Source organism: Arthrobacter sp. PAMC 25486 (assembly GCF_000785535.1).
Classification (GTDB): domain Bacteria; phylum Actinomycetota; class Actinomycetes; order Actinomycetales; family Micrococcaceae; genus Specibacter.
The window spans coordinates 4,307,966-4,331,864 of the sequence record NZ_CP007595.1; the positions used below are offsets into that span (position 1 = coordinate 4,307,966).

General features: G+C 66.7%; 16 protein-coding genes. All 16 read left to right on the forward strand.

Features of this window, described 5'->3' with window-relative positions; all coding sequences use genetic code 11:
- Nucleotides 1-114: 114 nt before the first annotated feature.
- The 16 genes from art_RS19380 to art_RS19455 all read left to right on the forward strand — a co-directional run bounded on the left by art_RS19380 (nucleotide 115) and on the right by art_RS19455 (nucleotide 23,879).
- Nucleotides 115-1,086 carry a MoxR family ATPase gene (locus art_RS19380; protein WP_038467528.1) on the forward strand — a complete coding sequence of 324 codons (972 nt, stop codon included), beginning with the start codon at nucleotides 115-117 and terminating at the stop codon, nucleotides 1,084-1,086.
- Between the two features lie 109 nt (nucleotides 1,087-1,195).
- Complete coding sequence (locus art_RS19385; protein ID WP_038467531.1) at nucleotides 1,196-2,527, forward strand: DUF58 domain-containing protein; 1,332 nt, start codon at nucleotides 1,196-1,198, stop codon at nucleotides 2,525-2,527.
- On the forward strand, nucleotides 2,524-4,977 hold the full coding sequence (locus art_RS19390) for a transglutaminase domain-containing protein (protein WP_052136807.1): 2,454 nt from the start codon (nucleotides 2,524-2,526) through the stop codon (nucleotides 4,975-4,977). The genes art_RS19385 and art_RS19390 overlap by 4 nt, the downstream gene beginning before the upstream one ends.
- Before the next feature lie 105 nt (nucleotides 4,978-5,082).
- Entirely contained in the window at nucleotides 5,083-6,834 is a 1,752-nt protein-coding gene (locus art_RS19395) for an RDD family protein (RefSeq protein WP_038467534.1), read from the forward strand.
- Complete coding sequence (locus art_RS19400; RefSeq protein WP_082000454.1) at nucleotides 6,831-7,832, forward strand: PP2C family serine/threonine-protein phosphatase; 1,002 nt, start codon at nucleotides 6,831-6,833, stop codon at nucleotides 7,830-7,832. The genes art_RS19395 and art_RS19400 overlap by 4 nt, the downstream gene beginning before the upstream one ends.
- The gene (locus art_RS19405) at nucleotides 7,825-9,795 is read left to right on the forward strand and encodes an FHA domain-containing protein (protein ID WP_038467536.1); all 1,971 of its coding nucleotides are present in this window, start codon (nucleotides 7,825-7,827) and stop codon (nucleotides 9,793-9,795) included. The genes art_RS19400 and art_RS19405 overlap by 8 nt, the downstream gene beginning before the upstream one ends.
- The gene (locus tag art_RS19410; RefSeq protein ID WP_038467540.1) at nucleotides 9,792-11,558 is read left to right on the forward strand and encodes a serine/threonine-protein kinase; all 1,767 of its coding nucleotides are present in this window, start codon (nucleotides 9,792-9,794) and stop codon (nucleotides 11,556-11,558) included. Before art_RS19405 ends, art_RS19410 begins: the two co-directional genes overlap by 4 nt.
- 36 nt (nucleotides 11,559-11,594) lie before the next feature.
- Nucleotides 11,595-12,299 carry a hypothetical protein gene (locus art_RS19415; protein WP_038467543.1) on the forward strand — a complete coding sequence of 235 codons (705 nt, stop codon included), beginning with the start codon at nucleotides 11,595-11,597 and terminating at the stop codon, nucleotides 12,297-12,299.
- Nucleotides 12,296-16,732: an FtsK/SpoIIIE domain-containing protein gene (locus art_RS19420; RefSeq protein WP_038467546.1), complete on the forward strand. Its 4,437-nt coding sequence runs from the start codon at nucleotides 12,296-12,298 to the stop codon at nucleotides 16,730-16,732. Before art_RS19415 ends, art_RS19420 begins: the two co-directional genes overlap by 4 nt.
- A 184-nt stretch (nucleotides 16,733-16,916) precedes the next feature.
- Complete coding sequence (locus tag art_RS19425) at nucleotides 16,917-17,189, forward strand: hypothetical protein (RefSeq protein ID WP_157875377.1); 273 nt, start codon at nucleotides 16,917-16,919, stop codon at nucleotides 17,187-17,189.
- 147 nt (nucleotides 17,190-17,336) lie between these two features.
- Entirely contained in the window at nucleotides 17,337-19,706 is a 2,370-nt protein-coding gene (ligA, locus tag art_RS19430; RefSeq protein ID WP_225437387.1) for an NAD-dependent DNA ligase LigA, read from the forward strand.
- Between the two features lie 19 nt (nucleotides 19,707-19,725).
- The gene (locus art_RS19435) at nucleotides 19,726-20,568 is read left to right on the forward strand and encodes an inositol monophosphatase family protein (protein WP_038467551.1); all 843 of its coding nucleotides are present in this window, start codon (nucleotides 19,726-19,728) and stop codon (nucleotides 20,566-20,568) included.
- A gap of 41 nt (nucleotides 20,569-20,609) precedes the next feature.
- Nucleotides 20,610-21,098, forward strand: coding sequence for a VOC family protein (locus tag art_RS21345; protein WP_052136808.1), 489 nt, complete (start codon nucleotides 20,610-20,612; stop codon nucleotides 21,096-21,098).
- Between the two features lie 314 nt (nucleotides 21,099-21,412).
- Nucleotides 21,413-22,027, forward strand: a complete 615-nt coding sequence (locus tag art_RS22735) for a DUF6069 family protein (protein WP_052136809.1) — start codon at nucleotides 21,413-21,415, stop codon at nucleotides 22,025-22,027.
- On the forward strand, nucleotides 22,024-23,262 hold the full coding sequence (locus art_RS19450) for a sensor histidine kinase (protein ID WP_052136810.1): 1,239 nt from the start codon (nucleotides 22,024-22,026) through the stop codon (nucleotides 23,260-23,262). Before art_RS22735 ends, art_RS19450 begins: the two co-directional genes overlap by 4 nt.
- A gap of 23 nt (nucleotides 23,263-23,285) precedes the next feature.
- The gene (locus art_RS19455; protein ID WP_052136811.1) at nucleotides 23,286-23,879 is read left to right on the forward strand and encodes a response regulator transcription factor; all 594 of its coding nucleotides are present in this window, start codon (nucleotides 23,286-23,288) and stop codon (nucleotides 23,877-23,879) included.
- The last annotated feature ends 20 nt before the right edge of the window (nucleotides 23,880-23,899 follow it).

Consider the following 23,899-nt stretch of genomic DNA (forward strand, 5'->3'; position numbering starts at 1 on the left):
CAGCACGGCAGGATCCGGCCAACACCCGCCATCCGCGGGTTTGCAGATAACGAATTACCACGACAGCAGCATGAAACAGCAACGAAAAACAGCAACAGTGAAAGAGGACGAACCATGTCGATGACACCGGAGCAGGCCACCTGGTTTGCGGGCACCTTTGAGAAATTGGTGGCGAATGTTGGCCAGGCAATTCTCGGCAAGTCACATGTGGTCTCCCTGACCATCTCGGCCATGCTGGCTGAGGGCCACGTCCTCTTTGAGGATGCCCCGGGCACCGGCAAGACCATGCTGGCCAGGGCTCTTTCAGCCACGGTCAAGGGCACCAACTCGCGCATCCAGTTCACGCCCGACCTGTTGCCGTCCGACGTCACCGGCGTCATGATTTACGACCAGAAGACCCAGGAGTTTGAGTTCCACAAGGGCCCCATCTTCGCCACGATCGTGCTGGCGGATGAGATCAACCGGGCCTCGCCGAAGACGCAGTCGGCGCTGCTGGAGGTCATGGAGGAGTCGCGGGTGACCATGGATGGCACCACCTACGAGGCGGGGCGGCCGTTCATGGTGCTGGCCACACAGAACCCCATCGAGCAGGCGGGCACCTACCGGCTTCCGGAAGCCCAGCTGGACCGCTTCCTGGTCAAGACCTCGATCGGCTACCCGGACCACACCTCCACGGTGCAGTTGCTCCAGGGCGCCAGCCAGCGCGACCGCACCTCCACCCTGCAGGCGATCATCACCCCGCAGGCCGTGTCCGAAATGGCCGACCTGGCCGCCACAACACACACCGATGCCGCCGTGCTGGAGTACATTTCCCGCCTGTGCGAGGAGACCCGCAACGCCCCCGAAACCCGCCTGGGCGTTTCCGTTCGCGGCACCATTGCCATGGTACGCATCGCCAAGGTCTGGGCCGCAGCCAAGGGCCGCAACTACGTCCTTCCCGACGACATCAAGGAGCTGGCTCCCTACGTCTGGACCCACCGCCTGGTCATCGACCCGGAAGCCGAATTTGCCGGCTCCACCGCCGAGGTCATCCTGGCCCGGGTGCTCGCCGCGGTCGCAGCACCGCAGCAACGCGCAACGGTGTAGGCGTTCGCCCGCAGGCATTCGCGAGCGCAGCCTGCCAGCGTCAACGGCAACCGCGCTTCGCTCAGCAGCAACGGTCATCCAAACGGACACGTACATCAAAAGGTTAGTCATGAGCATGAAATCCAACGCCGCCAAGGTCGGTGAGTTCCTGGGCAGGCCCTTCCACCGCGACGGAATCCCCACCCAGTTGCACCCCGGCTCGCTGTGGCGCGAGGCAGCCAAGGTGGCCGGCACATACGTGGCACCCGTGTGGGACAAAGTCGGAGCGTGGTCCAGGAAGTACGTTGTGCCTGTCCTCGCCACCATCAGCACCCTTGGCTTCGTGGTGCTGGGTGCGGCCATTGTCCTGTGGATCCTGGGTGTGAGCTTTGGCTGGCAGGAGGCAAAAGTTGCCGCCCTGTTGGGCCTGTTCCTGATGCTGATTGCGATCGCCTTTGTCCTGGGCAGCTCGCGGTATGCGGTGGAGTTGGACCTGGCCCGCACCCGCGTTGCCGTGGGCGAGCCGGCCGTGGGCAGCATCGCCGTCACCAACACCGCGACCCACACGGTGCTGCCGGCCGCCCTGGAACTGCCGGTGGGCGCCGCCGCGGCCCTCTTCCACCTGCCGCGCATGAAGCCGGAGCAGGTTCACGAGGACCTGTTCACGATCCCCACCTCGCGCCGCGCCGTTATCACGGTGGGGCCCGTCAGCTCCGTGCGGGCCGATCCGCTCCAGCTCCTGCGACGTACGGTGCAGTGGACCGGGCCCACCGATTTGTATGTGCATCCGCGCACCACCGCCCTGGATGGCCCGGCCGCCGGCTTCCTGAAGGACCTGGAGGGGCTGACCACGAAGGATCTGTCCAACTCGGACATCGCCTTCCACGCACTGCGCGATTACGTCCCAGGCGATGATCGCCGCCACATCCACTGGAAGACCACTGCCCGCACCGGCAAGCTCATGGTCCGCCAATTTGAGGAGACCCGCCGCTCCCACATGGCCGTTGCCCTCTCGCTGAACCTGAATGAATACGAGCACGACGACGACCTTGAGTTGGCGATTTCGGCTGCGGCCTCACTGGGCCGCCAGGCCATCAAAGAAAACCGCGAGTTGAACATGCTCACCCAACGGGGGCCCCTCCATTGCGAGACGGGCCGGAACATGCTTGATGACATGACCCGGCTGCAGGGACACACCCGCCGCGGCACCACAGTTGAACTGGCCCGCACCCTGTCCGACGCCGTCCCCGGCGCATCGGTGGTTTTCCTTGTGGTGGGTTCAAAGGTCACGGCAGCCCAATTGCGCACGGCGGCAGCCTCCATTCCGCCAGGTGTCCGCGCCTTCGCCATCCGCTGCCTTGGCGGGGCACAGGCCGGCCGGGCCACCATCGGCGACCTGACCGTGCTCACGCTCGGCGACTTAAACGACCTTGCCGCAATCATGCGAAAGGCCGTCGCATGAGCGCCCGCAGGGGCGCGGCGCCGAGCCGGACAGCAAACCCAGCGCCGCGCCGCACCACAAACGCGGCGCTGCGCCGCACGGCAAACGCCGTGCCACAGCGGGCACGCACCAGGGCGCAGTCGCCGTTTACGGCCGGCCGGCCCTGGTGGCATTTCCTGATTGACGCGGGCGTCCTGGCGCTGCTGCTCGGTGTGGGTGTGCTGGGCTTCGGGCCCGCCTTCGGCCACGACCCCACATACCTGCTTGCCGGTTTCGGCGCCGTAGCCCTTGGACTGGGTGTGGCGGCCGCGGGCGCGCACTGGCGGCTGGGCCTGGTCACCATGACGGGCCTGTCGTTCCTTGTCTACATGCTCTTTGGCAGCGCACTGGCCGCCTCGCAGGAGGCCATTGCTGGGTTCATCCCCAGCGGCGCCTCCCTGCGCGGGCTGCTGCTGGGGATCATGCTGTCCTGGAAACACATTTTGACCCTGGCCGCCCCCGTGGGGACGAGCGTTGAGGTCATGGTGGTGCCATATCTGGCCACCTTCGTGGCAGCGATTGCCGCCGGCACACTGGCCTGGCGGCTGCGCAACGCGTACTGGGCGGTCATCCCCGTCGTGGCCCTGTTCATCACGGCCATCCTCTTCGGCACGGCGGAGGTCTTCCTGCCCGGCGTCCGCGGAGTGCTCCTGGCGGTTGGCTCCATCGGCTGGCTGGCCTACCGGCATGAACTGGGCCGCCGGGAATCGTCCGCCGCAATTTCGGCGAACCAGCGCATCGCCGATCCGGCCGGGGTGCGCACCGCGTTCCTGCGCCGCATGGGCCTGGCCGCCGGTGTCATCGTGCTGGCCGGCGGACTCACCCTGGCGGCAGCTCCCGCACTGACTGCGGGCGGCGGTCGTGACGTGCTGCGGGAAAAGGTTGTGCCGCCGCCGGAACTGCACGAGCTGCCGTCGCCGCTGACCAAGTTCCGCGACTACCTGAAAAATGAGAAGGAGAGCGTCCTCTTTGAGGTCAAGGGCCTGCCCAGGGACGGGCGGATCCGGATCGCCGCCATGGATAGCTACGACGGTGTTGTCTTCAACGTCGACCCCAACAGTTCGGCCTCCTTTGCCCCGATCGGGGACCCCAAGTCACTGAACCAAAACGCCAGCGGTGACGGGTCCGACGTCGGAATTGCCATTGACGGATACGACGGCGTGTGGATCCCCAATGCTGCCGTGGCCCAAAGCCTGAACTACCAAAGCGCGCAGGGCAGCACTCCCACGCTGTACCTGAACCGGGAGTCCGGCACGGCCCTGAACCTGGCCGGCGTCGCCAAGGGGGACGTGTACTCCATGAACGTGGATTTCCCCGTGGTGGACACCGGCAAACTGGCCGGTGCCGGCTTTGGCCAGCTGCGGCTGCCCAAACTGGAAAATGTGCCGCAGGTGGTGGGGGTCAAGGCCAATGACATCGTTGGCGAGATCACCAACCCGCTGGAAAAGGTGCAGGCCCTTGAGGGGGCGCTGTCGCAGGAGGGCAAATTCAGCAACGGGCTGGAGGGCCAGGCGCAGTCGAGCTCGGGGCACAGTGCCGCCCGCATGACAAAGCTGCTCTCGGCCAAGGAAATGATTGGCGACGACGAGCAATACGCCACCGCCATGGTGCTGATGGCCCGCCACCTGGGCATTCCGGCGCGCGTTGTCATGGGCTTTTATGCTGACGGGGAGGCCTCCGGCGACGGTGCCCGGAGTCTGAAGCTGACCGGCTCGGATGTGCACGCCTGGGTTGAGGTGAACTTTGCCGGCGTGGGCTGGGTGCCGTTCAATCCGACGCCGGACAAGGACCATGTACCCAACCCGCCCGAGCCGCAAAACGCCTCCAAGCCCAAGCCGCAGGTGCTCCAGCCCCCGCCCCCGCCGCAGGAGCCGGCCGAACTGCCGCCGGACAGCAACCCCGACGCCCTCGACACCGACGGGAAGAAGGACTCGGTGGCCGACGTGGTCACCCAGATCCTGCTGATCATTGGCATCGTCGCCATTCCGGTCCTGGCCATTGCCCTGCCGCTGGTGTTGATCGTGGGGCTCAAGTCCCGGCGGCGGAAAAAGCGCCACACCCAGGGACTGCCCACCGACAGGGTGGGCGGCGGCTGGTCCGAAGTGCTCAGCCAAGCCACCGACCTTGGAGCCAGTGTGGACGGGTTCGGCACGCGGCGCGAAACCGCGGTGTCCCTGGAAGGCAGCTTCCCGGCGGCGCAGGGCGGCACCGCGCTGCTGGCGGAACGGGCCGATGCAGCCATCTTCGGGCCGGGACAGCCCAGCGAGGGTGAGGTGGCCAGTTATTGGGAAAGTGTTGAGGAATCGCTCAAGGGCATGACAGGGTCTGTAGGATTCTGGAAGCGGCAGCGGGCACGGTTCTCACCGAAGTCACTGCTCGTTGAGGCCAAAAGGGTTCAAGCCAGGCGACGGGCTGGCAGCAAGCCGTCATGACGGTCCGGCCGGACACGGCCGGCTGGTCACGGTCCAGCCGAAGAAGTCGTCCGGATGGCAGCAGGTCCCAATGAAGAAGAAGTCCTATTGAAGGGTACGAAGAACATGGCGCACAAAGTCGCGGATCCCTGCCGCAACTGCGGGGCGGACCTTGCCCCCGGCACCTCCTTCTGCACATTGTGCGGCACGGCTGTCCCCAATAGGGCCGCAGCCCCGGCGCCGACGTCCGTCCCCCTTGTGGGGCAGCCCTTCCAGGGGCAGGTGCGCGAGAATCAGGTGCCTGGCGGAACAATGCCTCGTCACCTGCCTGCCGGAACTGTGCCCGGCCAAGCACATGGCGGAGCCGTCCCCGGCATCATCCCCGTGGGCCTGTCAACTCCCGGGCCGCTCGTGGCGCCGCAACAGGTGGGCGGTGATGCACGCCTTGCCGCCGCGGCCGCCCTGGTGCCAGGCGGGGCCGGCCGGCGCTTGGCCGCGAAGGTGATTGACGGCGTTGTGCCCGGCATTTTGCTGGCAGTGGCGGTGCTGGTTGGTGCCGTGCTGCTTAAGGTGACCCCGGCGGGCGAGATTGTGCAGGACGATCTGGGCAAGGTGCTGCTGGCTCTGACCGCTGCCTCCCTGCTGTCCATGGCCTATGGCGTGTGGGTGTGGATCTGGGAAGCGCGGGCCGGCAAGACGCCCGGCAATGTGATGCTGGGGCTGCGCACCACCAGCATCGACGGCAGCCGGCCGGGGCTGCTGGCGATATTTTTGCGGTACCTGATCATCGGGGTGGCCTCCATCGTTCCCGTGGTCGGGCCGGTGCTTGTCATTGTTTCCAACACGTGGGACTCCAACGGCAAATGGCAGGGCTGGCACGACAAGGTTGCCAAGACCCTCGTGTTCAACGTCAAGGCCGGTCGCAACCCGCTGGAAACCGGCGGTGTTGCCGGACGGACGGCCTACACCCCGGCGCCCGTGGCCACCCTGTCACCCGTGCAGTCGCCGCTGCCGGCACAGCCCGCCCACGGTCCGGGACCGGGCTTCGCTCCCGGTCAGGGCGCTCCGGGACATGTTGCTCCGGGACATGCTGCGCAGGGACAGGTCCCAGCCCAGGCCCAGGATGACGGGCCGATCACCTCGGTGCCGAGTTTCGCCAGGGCAACAGTCGGGCCGGTGGCGCCGGGCATTCAGGCCCCCGCAGTGCCCTCTCCTGCAGTGCAGGATCCTGCACTGAACCGTCCCGCGGCGCAACCTCCAGTCCAACCTCATGGAGCACAACCTCCAGTCCAACCTCGTGGAGCACAACCTCCAACAGCGCAGGGCATGCAGTACAGCGAACCCGTGAGCTTCGCGCCGCCGCCGCCGGCCCCTTCGGACAGCCAGGTGACGGACCCGCTGCCGGGAATGCGGGTCACGGCGCCGTTGCCACCCGAGCAGGGCAGCCCGCAGGACAGCAGACAGGCGGGGAGCCAGGCAGACACCCGGGCTTACGGTGACGCCGACGCGGAGGCAGGGGAGACCCGGATCCGCCCGGCGGCCAACAAAGACCGCTTGCGGCTGACCTTTGATGACGGCCGCCAGCAGGACATTGACTCCGTGGCGCTCATTGGGCGCAACCCCGCCGGTTACGATGGAGAGATGATTTCCCGCCTCATCACGGTCCGCGACACCAGCATGTCCGTGTCCAAAACACATCTGCACGTCCGTGCCAGCACCGAAGGACTGTGGGTCACCGACCGCAACTCCACCAACGGCAGCGCCATTTCAGACAGCAACGGGGCCAAGGTGAAACTGTCCGGCAGCACCCCCGCCTTGGCCTCCATGGGCGCCCGCGTGCACTTCGGTGAACGCTCCTTCGTGGTGGGACGGGCATGAGCGGGGACGCAGGCCCGGCGGACGGCCGTCCCTCCGGTGTGCAGCTGGCCGTCGGAGCCGGAACGGACCGCGGCTTGCGCCGTGAACTCAATGAGGACGACTTTCTTGCCACCGACCCGCTGTTTGCCGTGGCCGACGGCATGGGCGGGCACGAGGCCGGGGAAGTCGCCAGCCAAGAGTGCATCCGCACACTGGGCCAACAGCCATTCCTGACGGGGGGCTCCCGGGAGGCAACGGCGTCGGACCTCCAAATGGCATTGCGCCGGGCCGACGCCCGGATCCGTGAGCTCACCAATGCCCGGGCCGGCACCACTGTCTCCGGCGTGGTGCTCGTGGAGGAGCGCGCCGTCCCGTACTGGCTCGTGTTCAATGTGGGGGATTCGCGCACCTATTGCCTGAGCCAGGGGACCCTGCGACAGATCAGCGTTGACCATTCAGAGGTGCAGGAGCTCGTTGACGGCGGCTTCATCACGGCCGAGCAGGCTCTGGTCCATCCCCGCAGGCACGTGGTCACCCGCGCACTTGGCGCCGGATCCGAGATTGATGCCGACTTTTGGCTCGTGCCAGTCAAGGAGGGCGACCGCATCCTGGTGTGCTCCGACGGCCTGACCGGCGAGCTCAGCGACAGCCAACTCCATGGCATCCTGAGTACCCTCCACAAACCGCAGGACGCCGTCGATGCGCTGATCCAGGCCGCCCTGCGCGCCGGCGGTCGCGACAACATCACGGCCATTGTGCTCGACGCCAGCAACATAGGCGGCCCGGCCGGCACCGACACACTCGACAAAACCGAGCCCAGGCACCACGACGACGGTGACACCCTGCCCAGGGCTCCCCACCCCGCCGCCGCGGCAGCCACACAGCCAACTACACAGCCAGCCGCACAGCCAGCCGCACAGCCAGCCGCGGTCGAAACCGCCACCACCAAACCACCCGCCGGCGACACCGCCGTGCAAGATCATGCAGGAACACCCTTGCACGAGGAGAACCATGGATAACAACAACTACACAACAGGATCCTGGCTGGGCATTGTGCGCCACGGGGCGGTTGTTGTCCTCGAGGCAGACACCGACCCCGCCATCCTGGACCACTTGTGGCATCACCTGGGCCAGGAACCCACCATCCACGGCATCCTCCATGAGGTCACGGAGCAGTTTGGCACCGGCCTGGTGGACCTTCCCAGCTTCGCGATCCTCCTGCACGGCGACCGGCTCCATGCCATCCTGCGCGGCGACATCACCCTGACCGCCCACACCGCCGAGGGCACCGAGCTCGTGTCCGGGCGCGACGTCACCACCTGGAGCGAGCGCTCACTGCTGCTGCCGGAGTCCCTGGAATTGATGCTCGTCGATGCGCCGGAACCGGCCATGGTGCTGCCGGTCGGCGAGGCCGTGGTGCGGTTGCAGTCGCTGCGCCTGGGCGGGTTCTTCCCGGAGGCGTCGGACCAGGAAGGCCTGCTTGAAGGCGGGCTGATTGCTGGTGCCTTGCCCACCCCAGCGCCTCACGCACCTGCTTCCGTCGAGATGTCAGATAATGCCCTCTCCGACGGCAACGCCGGCGAGGAACTCGACGAAGCGGACCCAGCCTTCAACGAGGAAAACCAGGCCTTCGACGAAAGCTTTGCCAGGGCGGCCGACGCTGAATGGAACGCCCAGCTGGCACCCATGGACGTGCCCGGCGCGCCGGTGGACACCGATCTTGGCCTGACCATCCGGCCCGACAACTCAGAGGATGAGCTGGACGGCATGGGTGAGCACGGCGCGCTGGACGAAATGGGGGAGCCGGTAGAGGCGGGGCACGCCGACGCTGGGCGCCCAGACGGGGAACCCACTGATGGTGAGCGGGTCGACGGTGAACCCACTGACGGCGGACTGGCTGACGGCGGGCCCGCCAACGGGGAACCTGCCGACGCAGGCGCCGCGGGCCAGACTGACGGCCCATCTGACGGAAATGCCAGCGAGCCCCATGACGGTCCGGCCGGCGGGGAGCCTGCCGATGCGGCTCAGGACCTGGCCGAAGACGGCTTCACCACCAATTACGACTTCCTGTTTGGTGCCACAGTGGCCCAAACCGTTGAAGATGCAGCGGTGCGGCTTGATGACGACGGCCAGCCGCTGGTGCCGGAGGCGGCCGAACCCATCCTGCCGCCGCTGCCCACCCAGCCGCCGCTTGCCGGCAACCCGGCATTCGCGATGGCACCCGGTGTGGTGGCTGGCGTGGAGTCTGCTGCCAGCACAGACCAGGGCAACGGCGTGCTCATTGATTCGGTGCCGTGGGCCCACTCTGCCCACCAACCCGCTGCCGGGCAACAAGCCGTCGCGCAACAAGACTTCATCAACGACCTGGCCGCGCAACAACCTGCCGCACAGGCTGCTGCGGATGCGGCTGCTTCACCATACGATCCAGACCACGACGGGCACACCGTCCTCCGCGGGGAACTCGGGCTCGAGTCAGATTCGGACCCGGAGACGGAAGCCATCCTGGAATCGCGCCCGCCCACCGGCCCCATGGTTTTGGCACGGGTGTGCCCCAACGGTCACGCCAATCCGCCCAGCCTGCGGAACTGTTTCAGCTGCGGGGCAGCCAACACCTCCGAGCCGCGGACGGTGGGCCGGCCGCGCCTGGGCACCATGCACATCTCCAATGGTGAAGTGGTTGAGCTGGACCATTCCCTGATTATTGGACGCCAGCCGTTCGTGTCCCGCGTGATGGGCCAGGCCATGCCCCGACTGGTGCAGGTCAAGAGCGGAAACGACGACATTTCACGCTCCCACGTGGAGGTCCGCCTCGACGGCTGGGACGTGCTGCTCGTGGACCTGAAGGCCACGAATGGCACAGTCCTGGTGCGGGAGGGCCAGGCGCCGCGCCGACTGGGCCAAGGGGAGGAAGCCATCCTGCTCAACGGGGACATCGCAGAACTCGGCGACGGCGTGACGCTGCTCTTCGACGGGTTGTTGTGAGTTCCCGGCGGGCACCGGCACCACCGCCAACCCTGCCGGGCTACCGCTTCATTTCCGTCCTGGGGTCGGGCGGATTCTCCGATGTGTACCTGTACGAGCAGGACCGGCCCCGGCGCAAGGTCGCCATCAAGGTGCTCACAGCCGACCTGAAGACGGCAGGTGCCCGGGCCAGCTTTGAGTCCGAGGCCAACCTGATGGCGCAACTGTCGGCCCACCCGTACATCGTCACCATTTTTGAAGCGGAAATCACTGACTCCGGGCACTCCTACCTGGCCATGGAGTACTGTTCACGGCCCAGCCTTGACGTGCAGTACCGGCAGGGGCGCAGCAGTGTGGATAAGGCCCTGGAGATCGGCATCCAGGTGGCCTCAGCCGTTGAAACATCCCACCGCGCCGGCATCGCGCACCGCGACATCAAGCCGGCCAACGTCCTGGTCACCGACTACAGCCGGCCCGCCCTGACAGACTTTGGCATCTCCGGAACCATGGACTCAGTGCAGTCCGACGGCGGCGGCATGTCCATTCCGTGGTCCCCGCCCGAATCCTTCGGGGCCGGCGCCACCGACGGCGTGAAAGTGGACATCTGGGCGCTCGGCGCCACCATCTACACACTGCTGGCCGGGCACTCGCCCTTTGTCATTCCGGGTGCCGACAATTCCCAGCGCATGCTCATGGACCGCATCGCCACGGCACCGCTGCCCAGCCTTGGCCGGGCCGATGTGCCGGAGGGCCTGGAGCTGGTCCTTGCCACGGCCATGGCGAAGTCGCCCTCCTCCCGTTACGGTTCCGCGAAGGATTTTGCGCGCGCCCTGATGCGGGTGCAGACGGAACTGAACCTTTCGGTGACACCCTTTGAAGTCCAGGACGATGTGGTGTCCCATGTTGTCCGCCCCGAAGACCATGCGGAAGCCACACGGGTGCGCAGCATCGTCTCGATCGACCCGGATGCGCCGACCGCCAACCCCACGTTTCCCACGAGGCAGGCCGCCGCAGGCCCGGGCCGGGCAAACCCAACACCGGCAAACACGGAACTTTCACCTGCAGGACCGTCAAACACGGCGCCTTCAAACACCACCGGGCTCATCCGCAACGGCCAAACCGTCGAGGCTTCACCGCAAGCCGTGCCACTGCCCACGCCCCAGGCCGACGACGCCGCAACGGCGCCCGGCCGCGTGGCCGAGCCGCCCGCCCAGAATGTTGACGCAGCCCGGAGTGTCGTCGCAGCCTGGAACGTGGGAGCACCCGGAAGTGCCCAGGCGGCCGACTTTGCCTTGGAATCCACGGTCCACCGCGGCGCACTCCCAACCCAAGGCCAGGGACCACAGCCCGGGACACCCAACCCGGCAGCAGCCAAGAAACGCTTGTGGCTGGGACTGGCCTCGACGCTGGTGCTGGTGGCCGCCGTCGTTATTGGATTGGTGGTCTTCAACAACTTAGGTGCACCACCGCCGCCGGAGCAGTCGGCCGTCAGCACTGCGCCGCCGCCCACGGGCCTGGTCCTGGGGGCGGACGTTCCCGAGGTCACCGAACTGTCCGCAGCACCCGGCAACGGAGGGTCGGAGTGGAGCTGGACCAACCCTGATCCGCAGGACGGCGACCAGTATTTGTGGGCCCCCGTCAGTGCGGTTGAGACGGGCCAGTTCAAGGTTGTTGGCGACGCGAAGGTGTTTGCTGCCAATGGACCGAACAACCAATCCTGCATTTCCGTGAAACTGCTGCGCAAGACCGGCGAAACCTCGCCTGAGACCAAAAAGTGCTCCTAGCGTGGGGCACGAGCAACAACCAAGGGGGCTGCCGTCATGGCTGAACTAACCATCGAATTTTGCGGCGAGTGGTACGAACCGTCCCTGGACACAGTCTTTCGCATTGGCCGCGAAGGCGACATTGAAGTGGACGACAATCCGTACCTGCACCGGAAATTCCTGGAGGTCAGCAAGTACGACGGCATCTGGTGGCTGAGCAACGCCGGCACCATGCTCTCCGCCACGATTGCCGATGCGGCCGGCGGCATGCAGGCGTGGATGGCGCCCGGTGCCCGCATCCCGCTCGTGTTCAGCCAGACAAACGTGATCTTCACGGCCGGGCCCACCACCTACGAACTCTCCGTCCACCTGGCGGCACCCTCGTTCCAGTCCCTGAGCCGCGAGGAGGACTCCGCCGGGTCCACGACGATTGGCCCGGTGGTGTTCACACCCTCCCAAAAGGCCTTGATTGTCGCCCTGGCCGAGCCCATGCTGCGCCGCGGCGGGACGGGCTTCAGCTCCATCCCGTCCTCGGCCCAGGCCGCCAAGCGGCTGGGCTGGCCGCTGACACGTTTCAACCGCAAGCTGGACAATGTGTGCGACAAACTGGACCGGGTCGGCGTCGTCGGCCTGCGCGGCGGAGGCGGAAAACTGGCCACCAACCGCCGTGCCCGGCTCGTTGAACACGCCGTGACCTCCCACCTTGTCATCCCCGACGACCTGCCCCTGCTGGACGCCCAACGCGGAACGGAAAATGAATGAGGATCAGGCTGACGCTCCGGCGCGAACCGCAGGAAGACAAGGACCTGGCCGTCACGGTTGACGGCCTGGCCTCGGTGGGGGATATCGCCACCGAACTGTACTTGGCCGATCCGGCCCGCAAGGGTGCAACAGCCCCCGAAAATCTGTCCCTGCTGGTAGAGGAATCCCTGGTGGGCGGCCTGCGTGGACGCATCCTGCCTCCGGACGGCAACCTGCTGGAATCCGGGCTGCGCCCCGGGGCCACCGTGTCCCTGACCCAGGTCAGCGACAACTTTGCCGTGCCGGGGCAGGACCGCGGCCCGGCGGCCGCCACGCTGCGGATCATCGCGGGCCCTGACCAAGGCCGGGAGTTTTCACTGCCCTCCGGCACCAGCTACCTGGGCCGCGACTTTGACGTGGACGTGCGACTCAGCGATCCCATGACGTCCAAGCGCCACGCCCGCATCACGGTGGGCGAGAGCATTGAGATTGTCGACACCGGCTCAGCCAACGGCCTGCTGATGGACGGCATTCAGGTTTCACGCGCCGTGTTGGGCCCCTTTGACGAGGTGACGTTGGGGGAGACCACCATCTCCGTTGTCAGCCTGGGCCACGCATCCCAGGCCGGACCCAGCAGCCCGCTGGTGGAATTCAACCGCTCCCCGCGCGTGGTGCCGCACTTCAAAATTGAGGAACAAAGCGTTCCCGCCGGGCCGCAGCGGCCGCGCCACAACCGTTTCCCGCTGATCATGCTGATGGCGCCCATCCTGATGGGCGCCGTCATGTATGGGGTGACCGAAAGTCTCTACAGTCTCATTTTCATCGCCATGATGCCGCTGATGCTCATCGGTGGCTGGGCTGACCAAAAAGCCACGGCCAAGCGCGAACTCAGGGAATCCATCGAACAGTTCCGCGGAGCCGTGACGGAATTCCGGCGGCAGATGACGGCACGCCAGCAGGTGGAGCGGGCCGTGCGGCTGGCCGAAAGCCCTTCCACCGCCGAAGCTGTTGAGGCGATCTACAAGCTGGGCCCGCTGCTGTGGACGCACCGGCCCGAACACGCCGCCTTCCTGACCCTGCGCCTGGGCGTGGGGCGCCAGCCGTCGCGCACGCCCGTAAAGATGCCGGACACAAACAACACGCTGCCCGACTACATGGCGGAGATCGCCGACCTCAAGACCGAATTCGCTGACATTGACGCAGTCCCCGTTGTGGCGCACATCCGCAGCAGCGGTGCGCTCGGTGTGGCCGGGCCGCGCGGCGTGGTGGACGACGTGGCCCGTGCCCTGGTGCTGCAGGCGGTGGGCCTGCATTCCCCGTCCGAACTGGTGGTGGCGGGGATGACCTCCGCCGAATCAAAGGAACGCTGGGAGTGGCTGCAATGGCTGCCCCATGCCGGATCGGTGCATTCGCCGCTGGTGGGTGAGCATCTCGCCTCGGGCCATGGTGCGGCCAGCGGGCTGCTGGCCGCCCTTGAGGACCTGCTCGTGGCCCGCGGCATCACCATGACAGCCAGCGGCGCCACCCACCGGGGGGCCGTTGACCCGGCGAAGCTTGAGGTTCCGCCGCCCACCACCCCCGCCCTGCTCGTCATCATCGAGGACGACGTCAAGGTTGACCGGGCACGGCTCACCCGCCTCGCCGAATACGGTGCCGACGTGGGTATACACATCCTCTGGGTGGCCAGCGCCATCGAGTCGCTGCCGGCCGCCTGCCGGGACTTTGTGCACGTGGCGGAAACCGCCACCACGGGCCAGGTCCGGCTGGGCCAGCTCAGCTACCCTGTCAGCTGTGAAAGTGTCAACGCCGAACTGGCCGGCCAACTCGCACGGATGCTGGCACCTGTGGTTGATGCCGGAAAACCGGTCGACGACGAATCCGACCTGCCCCGCAGCGTCTCCTACGTGGCACTTGCCGGGCACGATTTGGTGGAGACCACCGCCGGGATCGCCGACCGCTGGCTGGAGAACAACTCCGTGGCCTCCCGGGCCGTGAAGAACCGCAAGCACCAGGGCTCGTTGCGGGCACTTGTGGGGTCCAAGGGCGTGGAACCCATGTACCTCGACCTGAAGACTGAGGGGCCGCACGCACTCGTGGGCGGCACCACCGGCGCCGGAAAATCCGAGTTCCTGCAGTCCTGGGTGCTGGGCATGGCCGCCGCTTACAGTCCCGACAGGCTGTCCTTCCTTTTCGTCGACTACAAGGGCGGCGCCGCCTTTGCCGACTGTGTCCAGCTGCCGCACACCGTGGGACTTGTCACGGATTTATCCCCGCACCTGGTGCGCCGGGCCCTGACGTCGCTGCGGGCCGAGCTGCACTACCGGGAGCACCTGCTCAACCGCAAGAAAGCCAAGGACCTGCTCGCCCTGGAGCGGGAAGCGGATCCAGAGGCCCCGCCGTCGTTGGTCATTGTGGTGGACGAATTCGCCGCCTTGGCCAAGGAGGTGCCCGAATTTGTGGACGGGGTGGTGGACATTGCTGCCCGCGGCCGCTCCCTGGGCCTGCACCTGATCCTGGCCACGCAGCGGCCCTCCGGCGTCATCAAGGACAGTCTGCGCGCCAACACGAACATGCGCATTGCGCTGCGCATGGCCGACGTCGACGATTCCCAGGACATCCTGGGCGAGAATACGGCCGCGTACTTCAGCCCCTCCATCCCGGGGCGGGGTGCGGCCAAAACCGGGCCCGGGCGCATCCAGGGCTTCCAGACCGGCTACGCCGGCGGTTGGACGAGCCGGACACCGGAACGGCCTCGCATCGACATTGTGGAGATGGACTTTGGTGCCGGTGCGCCGTGGGAGCAGGAACTCGAGGCCGCCCCGGAGGCCGAATCGGACGGCCCGAACGACATTGCCCGGGTAGTCTCCAACATCTCCCTGGCAGCCGTTGAACTGGGAGTGAAGCCGCCGCGCAAGCCGTGGCTGGGCGAGCTGCCCGAGATCTACGACTTCTCCAAGCTGCCCACGCCGCGCACCGACTCCCGACTGCTGCTGGGGGTCATGGACGACCCCGCCCACCAGGCCCAGCCCACCGTGTTCTATGAACCCGACAAGGACGGCAACATGGCCATCCTGGGTGCCAGCGGTTCCGGCAAATCCGCCACGCTGCGCACCATTGCCATCGCCGCCGCCATCACCCCGCGTGGCGGCCCCGTCCAGGTGTACGGCATCGACGCGGCCTCCAACGGGCTGCAAATGCTGGAGGTGCTCCCGCACGTTGGCGGCATCATCAACGCCGAGGATGGAGAACGGGTGGGGCGCCTGCTCCGCCACGTCCGCAAGGTCATCGACGAGCGAGCCGAGAGCTTTGCCCAGGTCAAGGCCGGCAGCATTGCCGAATACCGCCACCTGGCCAACAAGCCGAACGAACCGCGCATCATCATCATGGTGGACGGGCTTGGCGCCTTCCGGGAACTCTATGAGTTCCGTGTCGGCCAGAACCAGTTTGAGACGCTGCAGCAGATTGCCACGGACGGCCGTCCCATGGGCGTCCACATTGTCGTTGCCGGTGACAGTCCGAGGTCGCTGCCGCCGTCGTTGGCGTCTTCCATCCAACGGCAGCTGGTGCTGCGCCTGGCCACCGCCGACGACTACGCCAACCTGGGCCTGCCGCGTGACGTGCTCACCGCGGCCTCCCCTCCCGGCCGCGGCATGATCGACGGCGGTGAGATCCAGACCGCCATTTTTGGTGGCACCGCCAACCTTGCGCTGCAGGCGCGCCAAGTAGCCAGCCTGGCCGAAACCATGCGCCGCCAGGGCGTCAAGACCGCCCCGCGGATCGAGTCGCTGCCGGAAATGCTTGACCTGGACGTGCTTCCCGCAGCCGCGCCGGGACAGGTCATGATCGGCGTGGACGACTTCAACTTGGAACCCACCGGGCTCGCGGCGAGTGGCGCGCTCATGCTCACCGGGCCGCCGGGTTCCGGACGCACCACAGCCCTGGTCACACTCGCCGAGGCACTGAAACGTTCGACGCCGGGCACCCGCCGCGTGTACTTCGGCTCGCGCCGCTCCGCCATCGCCAAGCTGCCCGTGTGGGATGAGGCATTGGTCACGGCCTCCGATGTGGGCCCGGAATTGCGGCGCTACATCGACCTGGTGGAGGCAGAGGGTGAACCGGTGGCGTTCTTTATTGAAGGCGTCACCGAGTTCAGCGACTCCGCAGCGGAAATGGACCTGGTCGCCTTGATCAAGGCCGCAGCCAAGGCCAATTGCTTTGTGGTGGGCGAGGCCGAAACCTCCACCTGGTCCGCGGCCTGGAACCTTGCCGGCCTGTTCAAGGCCGGCCGTCGCGGCCTCTTGATGAACCCCGGCGACCTGGAGGGCGACACGCTCATGAACACCCCGCTGGGGCGGCTGCGCAACAATAAGTTCATCCCCGGTCGAGGCTATGTGGTGGGGCGAGGAAAGGCGTTCAAACTGCAGGTGGCAAGCACCATGGACCACGAACGGTAAGTAGTGCCTGGGGGAGCGGGTTGGGTGGGCCCACGACTGCGAGGGTCCCGCAGCGAGCTTGCGAGTAGGGGAGGGTGGGTAGTCCTCCCCATCGACGGCACGGCCCAGGTCTTGTTAGATTATTTTCAGTCGCTCGGTGGAAAACACCAACGGGCAGTCAACTAAAACATTAGGGATGATCACCATGGCAGCAAACATGATTGGTAACAACACCGAGGACATGCAGGACCTCATGAACAAGCTGACCACTGCAATCGACCAGATTCAGTCGGCCATGGGAACCGTGGACGGCAAGGTCCAGTCCGTCCTCTGGAACGGCCCTGACGCCGACCGCTTCCGGGGCACCGAATGGCCCAACTCGAAGACACAGCTCAACAAGGTCATCAGCGACCTGAACACCGTCCGGTCAACTGTTCAGCGCCAGAAGGACGAGCAGGTCACGGCCTCCAACTCCTAAGGCCCATTTTTCAAACGGACCCGCAGCAGCGGTCGTGAACCGGCAGGATTTCGCCGGATTCATGACCGCTGCTGCGGGTCGGTTTTTTTAATTGGCCAAGCCGTCGGGGTGGTGCACACCCGGGCCTTCGTGGGGCAAGATAGAGGGGTGAGCAGCGAGCCAATGGACAACCAGCCAGTACCCACCGATGAGACCCCCGCCGAGGCAGTGCCGGGCGAGGCAACAAGCAGCAACGCAGCACCCGACGGTGCAGAGCCTGGCAAAGAAACGCCCGGCAATGGCGTGCCTGCCAAAGCAGTGCCCGGCAACGCCGTGCCTCCCAACGCGGACCGGGACCGCCACGGCGTCCTGGTTGACCTGATCCAGAAGTACCGCGCTGCCTACTACAACGAAGACTCACCCTTAGTCTCAGACGCCGAATTTGACGTGCTCTACAGCGAGCTGGAACAGCTCGAAGCCCTGCATCCGGAACTGGTGACCAACGATTCGCCAACCCAGCTGGTAGGCGGGGATGTCTCGGTGGCGTTTGCCGCCGTCGACCATCTGGCCAGAATGTACTCACTGGAGGATGTGTTCTCCCTTGAGGAGCTGGAAGCGTGGCTGGTCAAGGCTGCCGCGTCGGTGGACAAGCAGGGCGGGCAGGCTCCGAAGTGGCTGACCGAGCTGAAGATCGACGGGCTGGCCGTGAACCTGCTGTACCGCGACGGCGTGCTGGTGCGCGCTGCGACGCGCGGAGACGGCACCACGGGCGAGGACGTCACCCACAACGTGGCCACCATCAAGGACATTCCGCAGAAGTTGCACGGAGAGAACTTCCCGTCCGAAGTGGAGATCCGCGGCGAGGTGTTCATCGGTTCAAAGGACTTTGCCGTGCTGAACGAGGCGATGGTGGCGGCCGGCAAAGCCCCCTATGCAAACCCGCGCAATACGGCCGCCGGCTCGCTGCGGCAGAAGAACCCGGCGGAGACGGCCAAACGCCCGCTGAGCATGTATGTGCATGGCATCGGCGCGCGCGAGGGGCTTTCCACCGCGACCCAGTCGGAGACGTATGAGCTGTTGAAGTCGTGGGGCATGCCGATCAGCCCGTATTACAAAGTGGTGGACACTTTGGGCGAGGTCATGGACTTCATCGCCCACTACGGCGAGCATCGCCACGACCTCATCCACGAAATAGACGGCATCGTGGTCAAGGTGGATGACCTGGAAACCCAGCGGGAACTCGGCCACACCTCGCGCGTGCCGCGCTGGTCGGTGGCGTACAAGTACCCGCCCGAAGAAGTCCACACGAAGCTTTTGGACATCCAGGTGCAGGTGGGACGCACCGGCCGTGTGACACCGTTCGGCATCATGGAACCGGTCAAGGTGGCCGGTTCGGTCGTGGAACGGGCAACCCTGCACAACCAGGACGTGGTCAAGGCCAAGGGTGTGTTGATCGGCGACATTGTGGTGCTGCGCAAGGCAGGCGACGTGATCCCCGAGATCGTTGGCCCAGTCATGGCACTGCGCGAGGGGCACGAGGACGAACTGCGCGAATTCATCATGCCCACGCACTGCCCCTCCTGTGGGACGGAACTGGCACCCGCCAAGGATGGCGACATTGACATCCGCTGCCCCAACACGCAGTCGTGCCCCATCCAGCTCACCGAGCGCGTGGCGCACCTGGCCGGCCGCGGCGGCTTCGACATTGAGGCGCTGGGCTACGAGGCAGCCGCCGCGCTGACCACGGGTCCCGGCCCCGATCCGGGCGACAACGGCGGCACCATCGCCCCGGCGGGCCCCGGCCCCCTGGTGAGTGAAGCGCAAGTCTTCGACATCGCAAAACTTGACCTGTCCGGCGTCGTGGTTTGGCGGGAAATCCGGTCCAAGGGCGAGGGGACCGGACGTTTCCACCAGGTGCCGTACTTCTACACGAAGGCCACGGCGAAGAAGCCGTCGGTACCCACCAAGACCACTGAAAAGCTGTACGAGGAGCTGGAAAAGGCCAAGGCGGCGCCGTTGTGGCGGGTGCTCGTGGCGTTGTCCATCAGGCATGTGGGGCCCACGGCATCGCGTGCGCTGGCCACCCGGTACGGTTCGATGGAGGCGATCCGGGCGGCGCTGCTCGCCGACGATGCCCGCGAGCAGCTGGCCAATGTCGACGGTGTGGGCGCCATCATCGCCGAGGCGCTGATCGAGTGGTTTGAGGTGGACTGGCACCAGGAAATCATCACCGCGTGGGCCGCCTCGGGTGTACTCATGGCCGACGCCGTCGACGAATCCATGCCGCGCACCCTCGAGGGGCTGACGATTGTGGTGACCGGAACGCTGCCCACGCTCAGCCGCGACGCTGCCAAGGAAGCCATCATCATCCGTGGCGGCAAGGCTGCCGGGTCGGTCTCCAAAAACACCTCCTACGTGGTGGCGGGTGAGGCGGCCGGAACCAAGCTGGACAAGGCCGAATCGCTCGGCATCCCGGTCCTGGATGAGGACGCCTTCCAACTGCTGCTCGCCTCCGGGCCCGCCGCATTCGACGAGTAACACCAAGCAAAGGAACCCCATGACACCGATCGCCGTGAGCGTTGACGAACTCCTTGAAGTTGCCCTGAGGGCTGCTGCCGCCGGGGCCGCCGTGCTTGCCGTGCGGGATCCGGCCGGTTTCGGAGCCACGGAGAAGTCGTCCGACGCCGACTGGGTCACCGCCTTCGACGTGGCCGCGGAGAACGCCGTCCGGGCCGTCATCCAGGATGCCCGCCCCCACGATGTCATCACGGGGGAGGAGCTGGCGCCCGCGCTCCCGGCCGAACCTTCCGGGTACCGCTGGAGCATCGACCCGCTCGACGGCACCATGAACTTCATCCGCAACATCGCCTACTATGGCACCTCGGTTGCCGTCATGGGGCCCGACGGCGAATGGCTGGCCGGGGTGGTCAACGCGCCCGCCCTGCGGCGCGTGTATTTTGCCTCCCTCGGCGGTGGAGCCTGGCTGGATGAGACCCGGGCCGACGGTGCCCAGGGTGTGCGGCAGTTGCGGGGCCCTGTTGAGCCCCGTGGCGGCACGCTGCTCTCCACAGCGCTGACGTACGACGGCGATGTGCGGCGCCGCCTGGTGTCCGAACTGGACGGGCGGATGGACCACTTTGGCGATTTCCGCCGTTTGGGCTCTGCTGCGCTGGAACTGTGCGGCGTGGCCGACGGATCCGTGGATGCCTACCTGGAGTACGGCCTGTTTGAGCACGACTTTGCCGCCGGCGGGCTGATCGCCGAGGAAGCCGGGGCGTGGGTGCACCGCCCTGTTTTGAGCCCGGCCGTCAACGGCCTGCCCACCCGCGAAGAAGTCCTTGCGGTGTGGACCGGCGCGTGCGTGCCGGGGCTGGAAGGCGGCTTCGCGCCGAAGGCGTAGCGTCCGGCCCCGCTGGTCAGTCCCCGGGTAAGCTGAGCCACATGGATACCGAAGGTGTTGTTCTCTCCCGCGTGGTATTGGATGCCGCGCGGTCCCTCGCGTTTTACCGCGACGGGCTCGGCATGTCCGACGCCTCGCTCACGGACGGGATCGTGCACATCCAGCTTCCCGGCCTGACCTTGTTCCTGGCCGAGGCTGACACCTTTGCCCGCAACACCGGGCAGCACCATGTGGTGTCCGGCCATGGTCCTGGACCCGGACCTGTTCACAGCCCCGGGCGCGGCCGCAGCGACGGCGTCATCAGCGCCGCCATCAAGACCACGGCCCGGGTTGACCAGTTGGTGGCGTCGGCCCGTGCCGCGGGCAGTGCTGACACCGGAACCCGGACGATTGAACATTCCAGCGGACACCGGCAGTACATCGGCTCTGTGACCGACCCTGACGGCTACCTCTGGCAGCTGGTGTGCAACGTCGGCGGAACGCCCCGCATCAAGGGCTCAGAGCCGCCGGCAGGAGCCATCGGGTTCTGACGGATGGGGACGTCAGAAGAAATCTGACCGTCAGTCCGCCGCCGGGGGTAGATAAGACGATCCGCCCCCGGTCTACCAAGGGCGGATCGTCTTATCTACCCCCGGGCAAGGAACAACGGAGGCAAAAGGGAACAACTACCCCGTGCAAGTCGACGGCACCACGTGGGCGGCACGCCCCCATTGAGGACATGGAACCGCCGGCAGGACATTTGTCCCGGTAAAGGCCATACCCACGGTCCTGCCGCCGGGAAGCCCGGATTCCTAGGCTCAAAGGAGATGGAAACACTATCGCCCTTGAGCCAAAGGAAACGGCCATGTCAAAGCCAAATGCAAGTTCCTCAACTGCCCGGACCGACACCTCATGCCCTGCCCGGACCGACACCTCATGCCCTGCCCGGACCGACACCTCGGGCCCTCCCCGGACCGACACGTCAGGCTCCTCCCGGACCGGCCAGGCCTCCCGTCCCATAAAAGCCAAACTCCCCACCGCGGCAGGGCAGCATGCCAAGCCGGCCAGGCGCCGAAGCCTCACGGTGGCAGCGGCGGTGCTGGCCGCCGTCGTGCTTTGGCTTGTTGCCGTTCCGGGCCTCGGCCTCGACTTGGTGGTGGGCGCGGGAGCCCAGGCACAACAGGTGACACTGGTGTCGGTCATTGCCGCGCCACTGCTGGCGGGAGCCGTGGCATGGGGCCTGCTGGCGGTGCTGGAACGGCGCACCGTGAAGGCCGTGAAGATTTGGCGGATCACCGGCTGGACCTTCCTTGCGGTGTCCCTGCTCGGACCACTGGGAATGGGTGCCGCGGCCGGAACACTCACGGTTTTGCTGCTGATGCACGGGTCCGTGGGAACCATCCTCATGCTCGGCCTGCCCTTACGGCGCACGGGTGCTCCAGCGTATTCTGGGGGAAACTCCGATGAGGACCCGTCATGAACACACACATCATGAACACCGGCAGACGCCCGGCCGGCAGCAGCAAACTCTCCGGCACCGACTGCAATGAATTCACGCCACTGCTGGTGTGGCTGGCCTCGCGTCGCACCCCGCGGTGGCTGGGCCCGGTGTGTCTCGCGGTGGCATCCGCGCTCACGGTGGCCCTCCTGTGGGTGGGAGCCGACCGCGCCAACCCGGGCGGGGCCGATGAGGGCCCCGCCCGCGCGGTCATCATGGGCCTGGTCTTTGCGTTGCTGTGCGTGGCGGCCGTGGCGGCGCTTGGCCGCCGTTGGGGCCCCGCAGTCGTCATCACGGTCGCGGTGAACGGGGCAGTCCTGGTCGGTGCAGGAGCCGGTGCCGGGTCCTGGACTGCGGGGCTTTCCGTTGCGGCCGCGTGTCTTTTGGCCGGACTGATCACCTGGATGGCTCAATACCTGCTGGCGCTGGTCCGTGAACTGATGGCCACGCGCGAGTGGCTGGCCGAGGCGGCGGTGGCGGACGAGCGCCGTCGTTTCTCCCGGGACATGCACGATCTCCTCGGGCACACCCTGTCGGTTATTGTGGTCAAGGGCGAGCTGATCAGGCGCCTGGCTCCGGTTGATCCGGAGGCCGCCGCCCGGCATGCAGGTGATGTGCAGTCCATTGGGCGCCAGGCGCTCGCCGAGGTGCGCGAGGCGGTGGCGGGTTACCGCAGCCACGGCCTCGCCGCCGAGCTGGAAAATGCGCAGGCAGCGCTGGATGCCGCCGATGTCAGCGTGAGCGTCTCGGATGGTACGGTGCCGCAGGACATGGACGCCGCCGGTGAGGGCGTCCTTGCGTGGGTGGTGCGGGAAGGCACAACCAATGTGATCCGGCACGCCAGGGCCGGACGCTGCCGGATCAGCTTGTTCCGCACGGGGGACAGTGTGCGGGTGGACGTGGTCGACGACGGGCTCGCCGGGAAAGGCGCCAGCACTTCCGGCAGCCTTCCCCACAGTCCAGGCTCTTCCGGCAGCCCCAGCTTTCCCAGCCTCAGCCTCTCCAGCCGTTCCGAAGTGACCACGGACGGCAGCGGCTTGCGCGGCTTGCGGGAGCGGGTGGCAGGTGTGGGCGGGGAATTGGTGGCGGGAGCAACGGCGTCGGGCCTCAGGCTCAGCGCAACGATTCCCGCGGCAGCGCACCCCGCGGCCGAGCCGTCCGCGGCCGAGCCGTCCGCGGCCGCACGGTCCGCGCCCGCACGGTCGATGGGGAAGTGAATGCGGTGGCGGCTACGAGGGTCATGATTGCCGAGGACCAGCTCATGATGCGCTCGGCCCTCGCGGCGCTGCTGGGGCTCGAACCGGATCTGGACGTTGTGGCCGAGGTGGGGCGCGGCGATGAAGTCGTCGCGGCGGCCCTTGTCTCGCGGGCGGAGGTTGCCGTGCTGGACATTGAGATGCCCGGTGGCAGCGGCCTCGACGTCATCCCTGAGCTGCTGAACGCCGTGCCCGGGATCGCCATTTTGATGGTGACGACGTTTGGCCGGCCGGGCTATCTGCGCCGTGCCCTCGACGCCGGGGCCCGCGGATTCCTTGTCAAGGATGATCCCGTGGAGGAACTGGCCGCCGCCATCAGGCGTGTGCTGGCCGGGGAAACGGTGGTCAACCCGGTCCTTGCCGCCCAGTCATTGCGGACCGGCCCCAACCCCTTGACCGAGCGGGAACGCGACGCCCTGTCCGCCGGCGGGGGCGGCGCCACGATTGCCGACATCGCCGATTCCCTGCAGCTGTCAACGAGCACCGTGCGCAACTACCTCTCCAGCGCCATCGGCAAGACCGGCACCCGCAACCGGACCGAGGCACTCACGCTCGCGAGGGACAAGGGCTGGCTGTGAACCCGGCTGCATGACGGCGT

Coding starts and splice junctions, on each gene's coding strand:
- art_RS21345 (WP_052136808.1), top strand. CDS start 20,610: ATGGATACCGAAGGTGTTGTTCTCTCCCGCGTGGTATTGGATGCCGCG.
- art_RS19420 (WP_038467546.1), top strand. CDS start 12,296: ATGAGGATCAGGCTGACGCTCCGGCGCGAACCGCAGGAAGACAAGGAC.
- art_RS19390 (WP_052136807.1), top strand. CDS start 2,524: ATGAGCGCCCGCAGGGGCGCGGCGCCGAGCCGGACAGCAAACCCAGCG.
- art_RS19395 (WP_038467534.1), top strand. CDS start 5,083: ATGGCGCACAAAGTCGCGGATCCCTGCCGCAACTGCGGGGCGGACCTT.
- art_RS19450 (WP_052136810.1), top strand. CDS start 22,024: ATGAACACACACATCATGAACACCGGCAGACGCCCGGCCGGCAGCAGC.
- art_RS19455 (WP_052136811.1), top strand. CDS start 23,286: ATGATTGCCGAGGACCAGCTCATGATGCGCTCGGCCCTCGCGGCGCTG.
- art_RS19425 (WP_157875377.1), top strand. CDS start 16,917: ATGGCAGCAAACATGATTGGTAACAACACCGAGGACATGCAGGACCTC.
- art_RS22735 (WP_052136809.1), top strand. CDS start 21,413: ATGTCAAAGCCAAATGCAAGTTCCTCAACTGCCCGGACCGACACCTCA.
- art_RS19380 (WP_038467528.1), top strand. CDS start 115: ATGTCGATGACACCGGAGCAGGCCACCTGGTTTGCGGGCACCTTTGAG.
- art_RS19415 (WP_038467543.1), top strand. CDS start 11,595: ATGGCTGAACTAACCATCGAATTTTGCGGCGAGTGGTACGAACCGTCC.
- art_RS19405 (WP_038467536.1), top strand. CDS start 7,825: ATGGATAACAACAACTACACAACAGGATCCTGGCTGGGCATTGTGCGC.
- art_RS19435 (WP_038467551.1), top strand. CDS start 19,726: ATGACACCGATCGCCGTGAGCGTTGACGAACTCCTTGAAGTTGCCCTG.
- art_RS19385 (WP_038467531.1), top strand. CDS start 1,196: ATGAGCATGAAATCCAACGCCGCCAAGGTCGGTGAGTTCCTGGGCAGG.
- art_RS19400 (WP_082000454.1), top strand. CDS start 6,831: ATGAGCGGGGACGCAGGCCCGGCGGACGGCCGTCCCTCCGGTGTGCAG.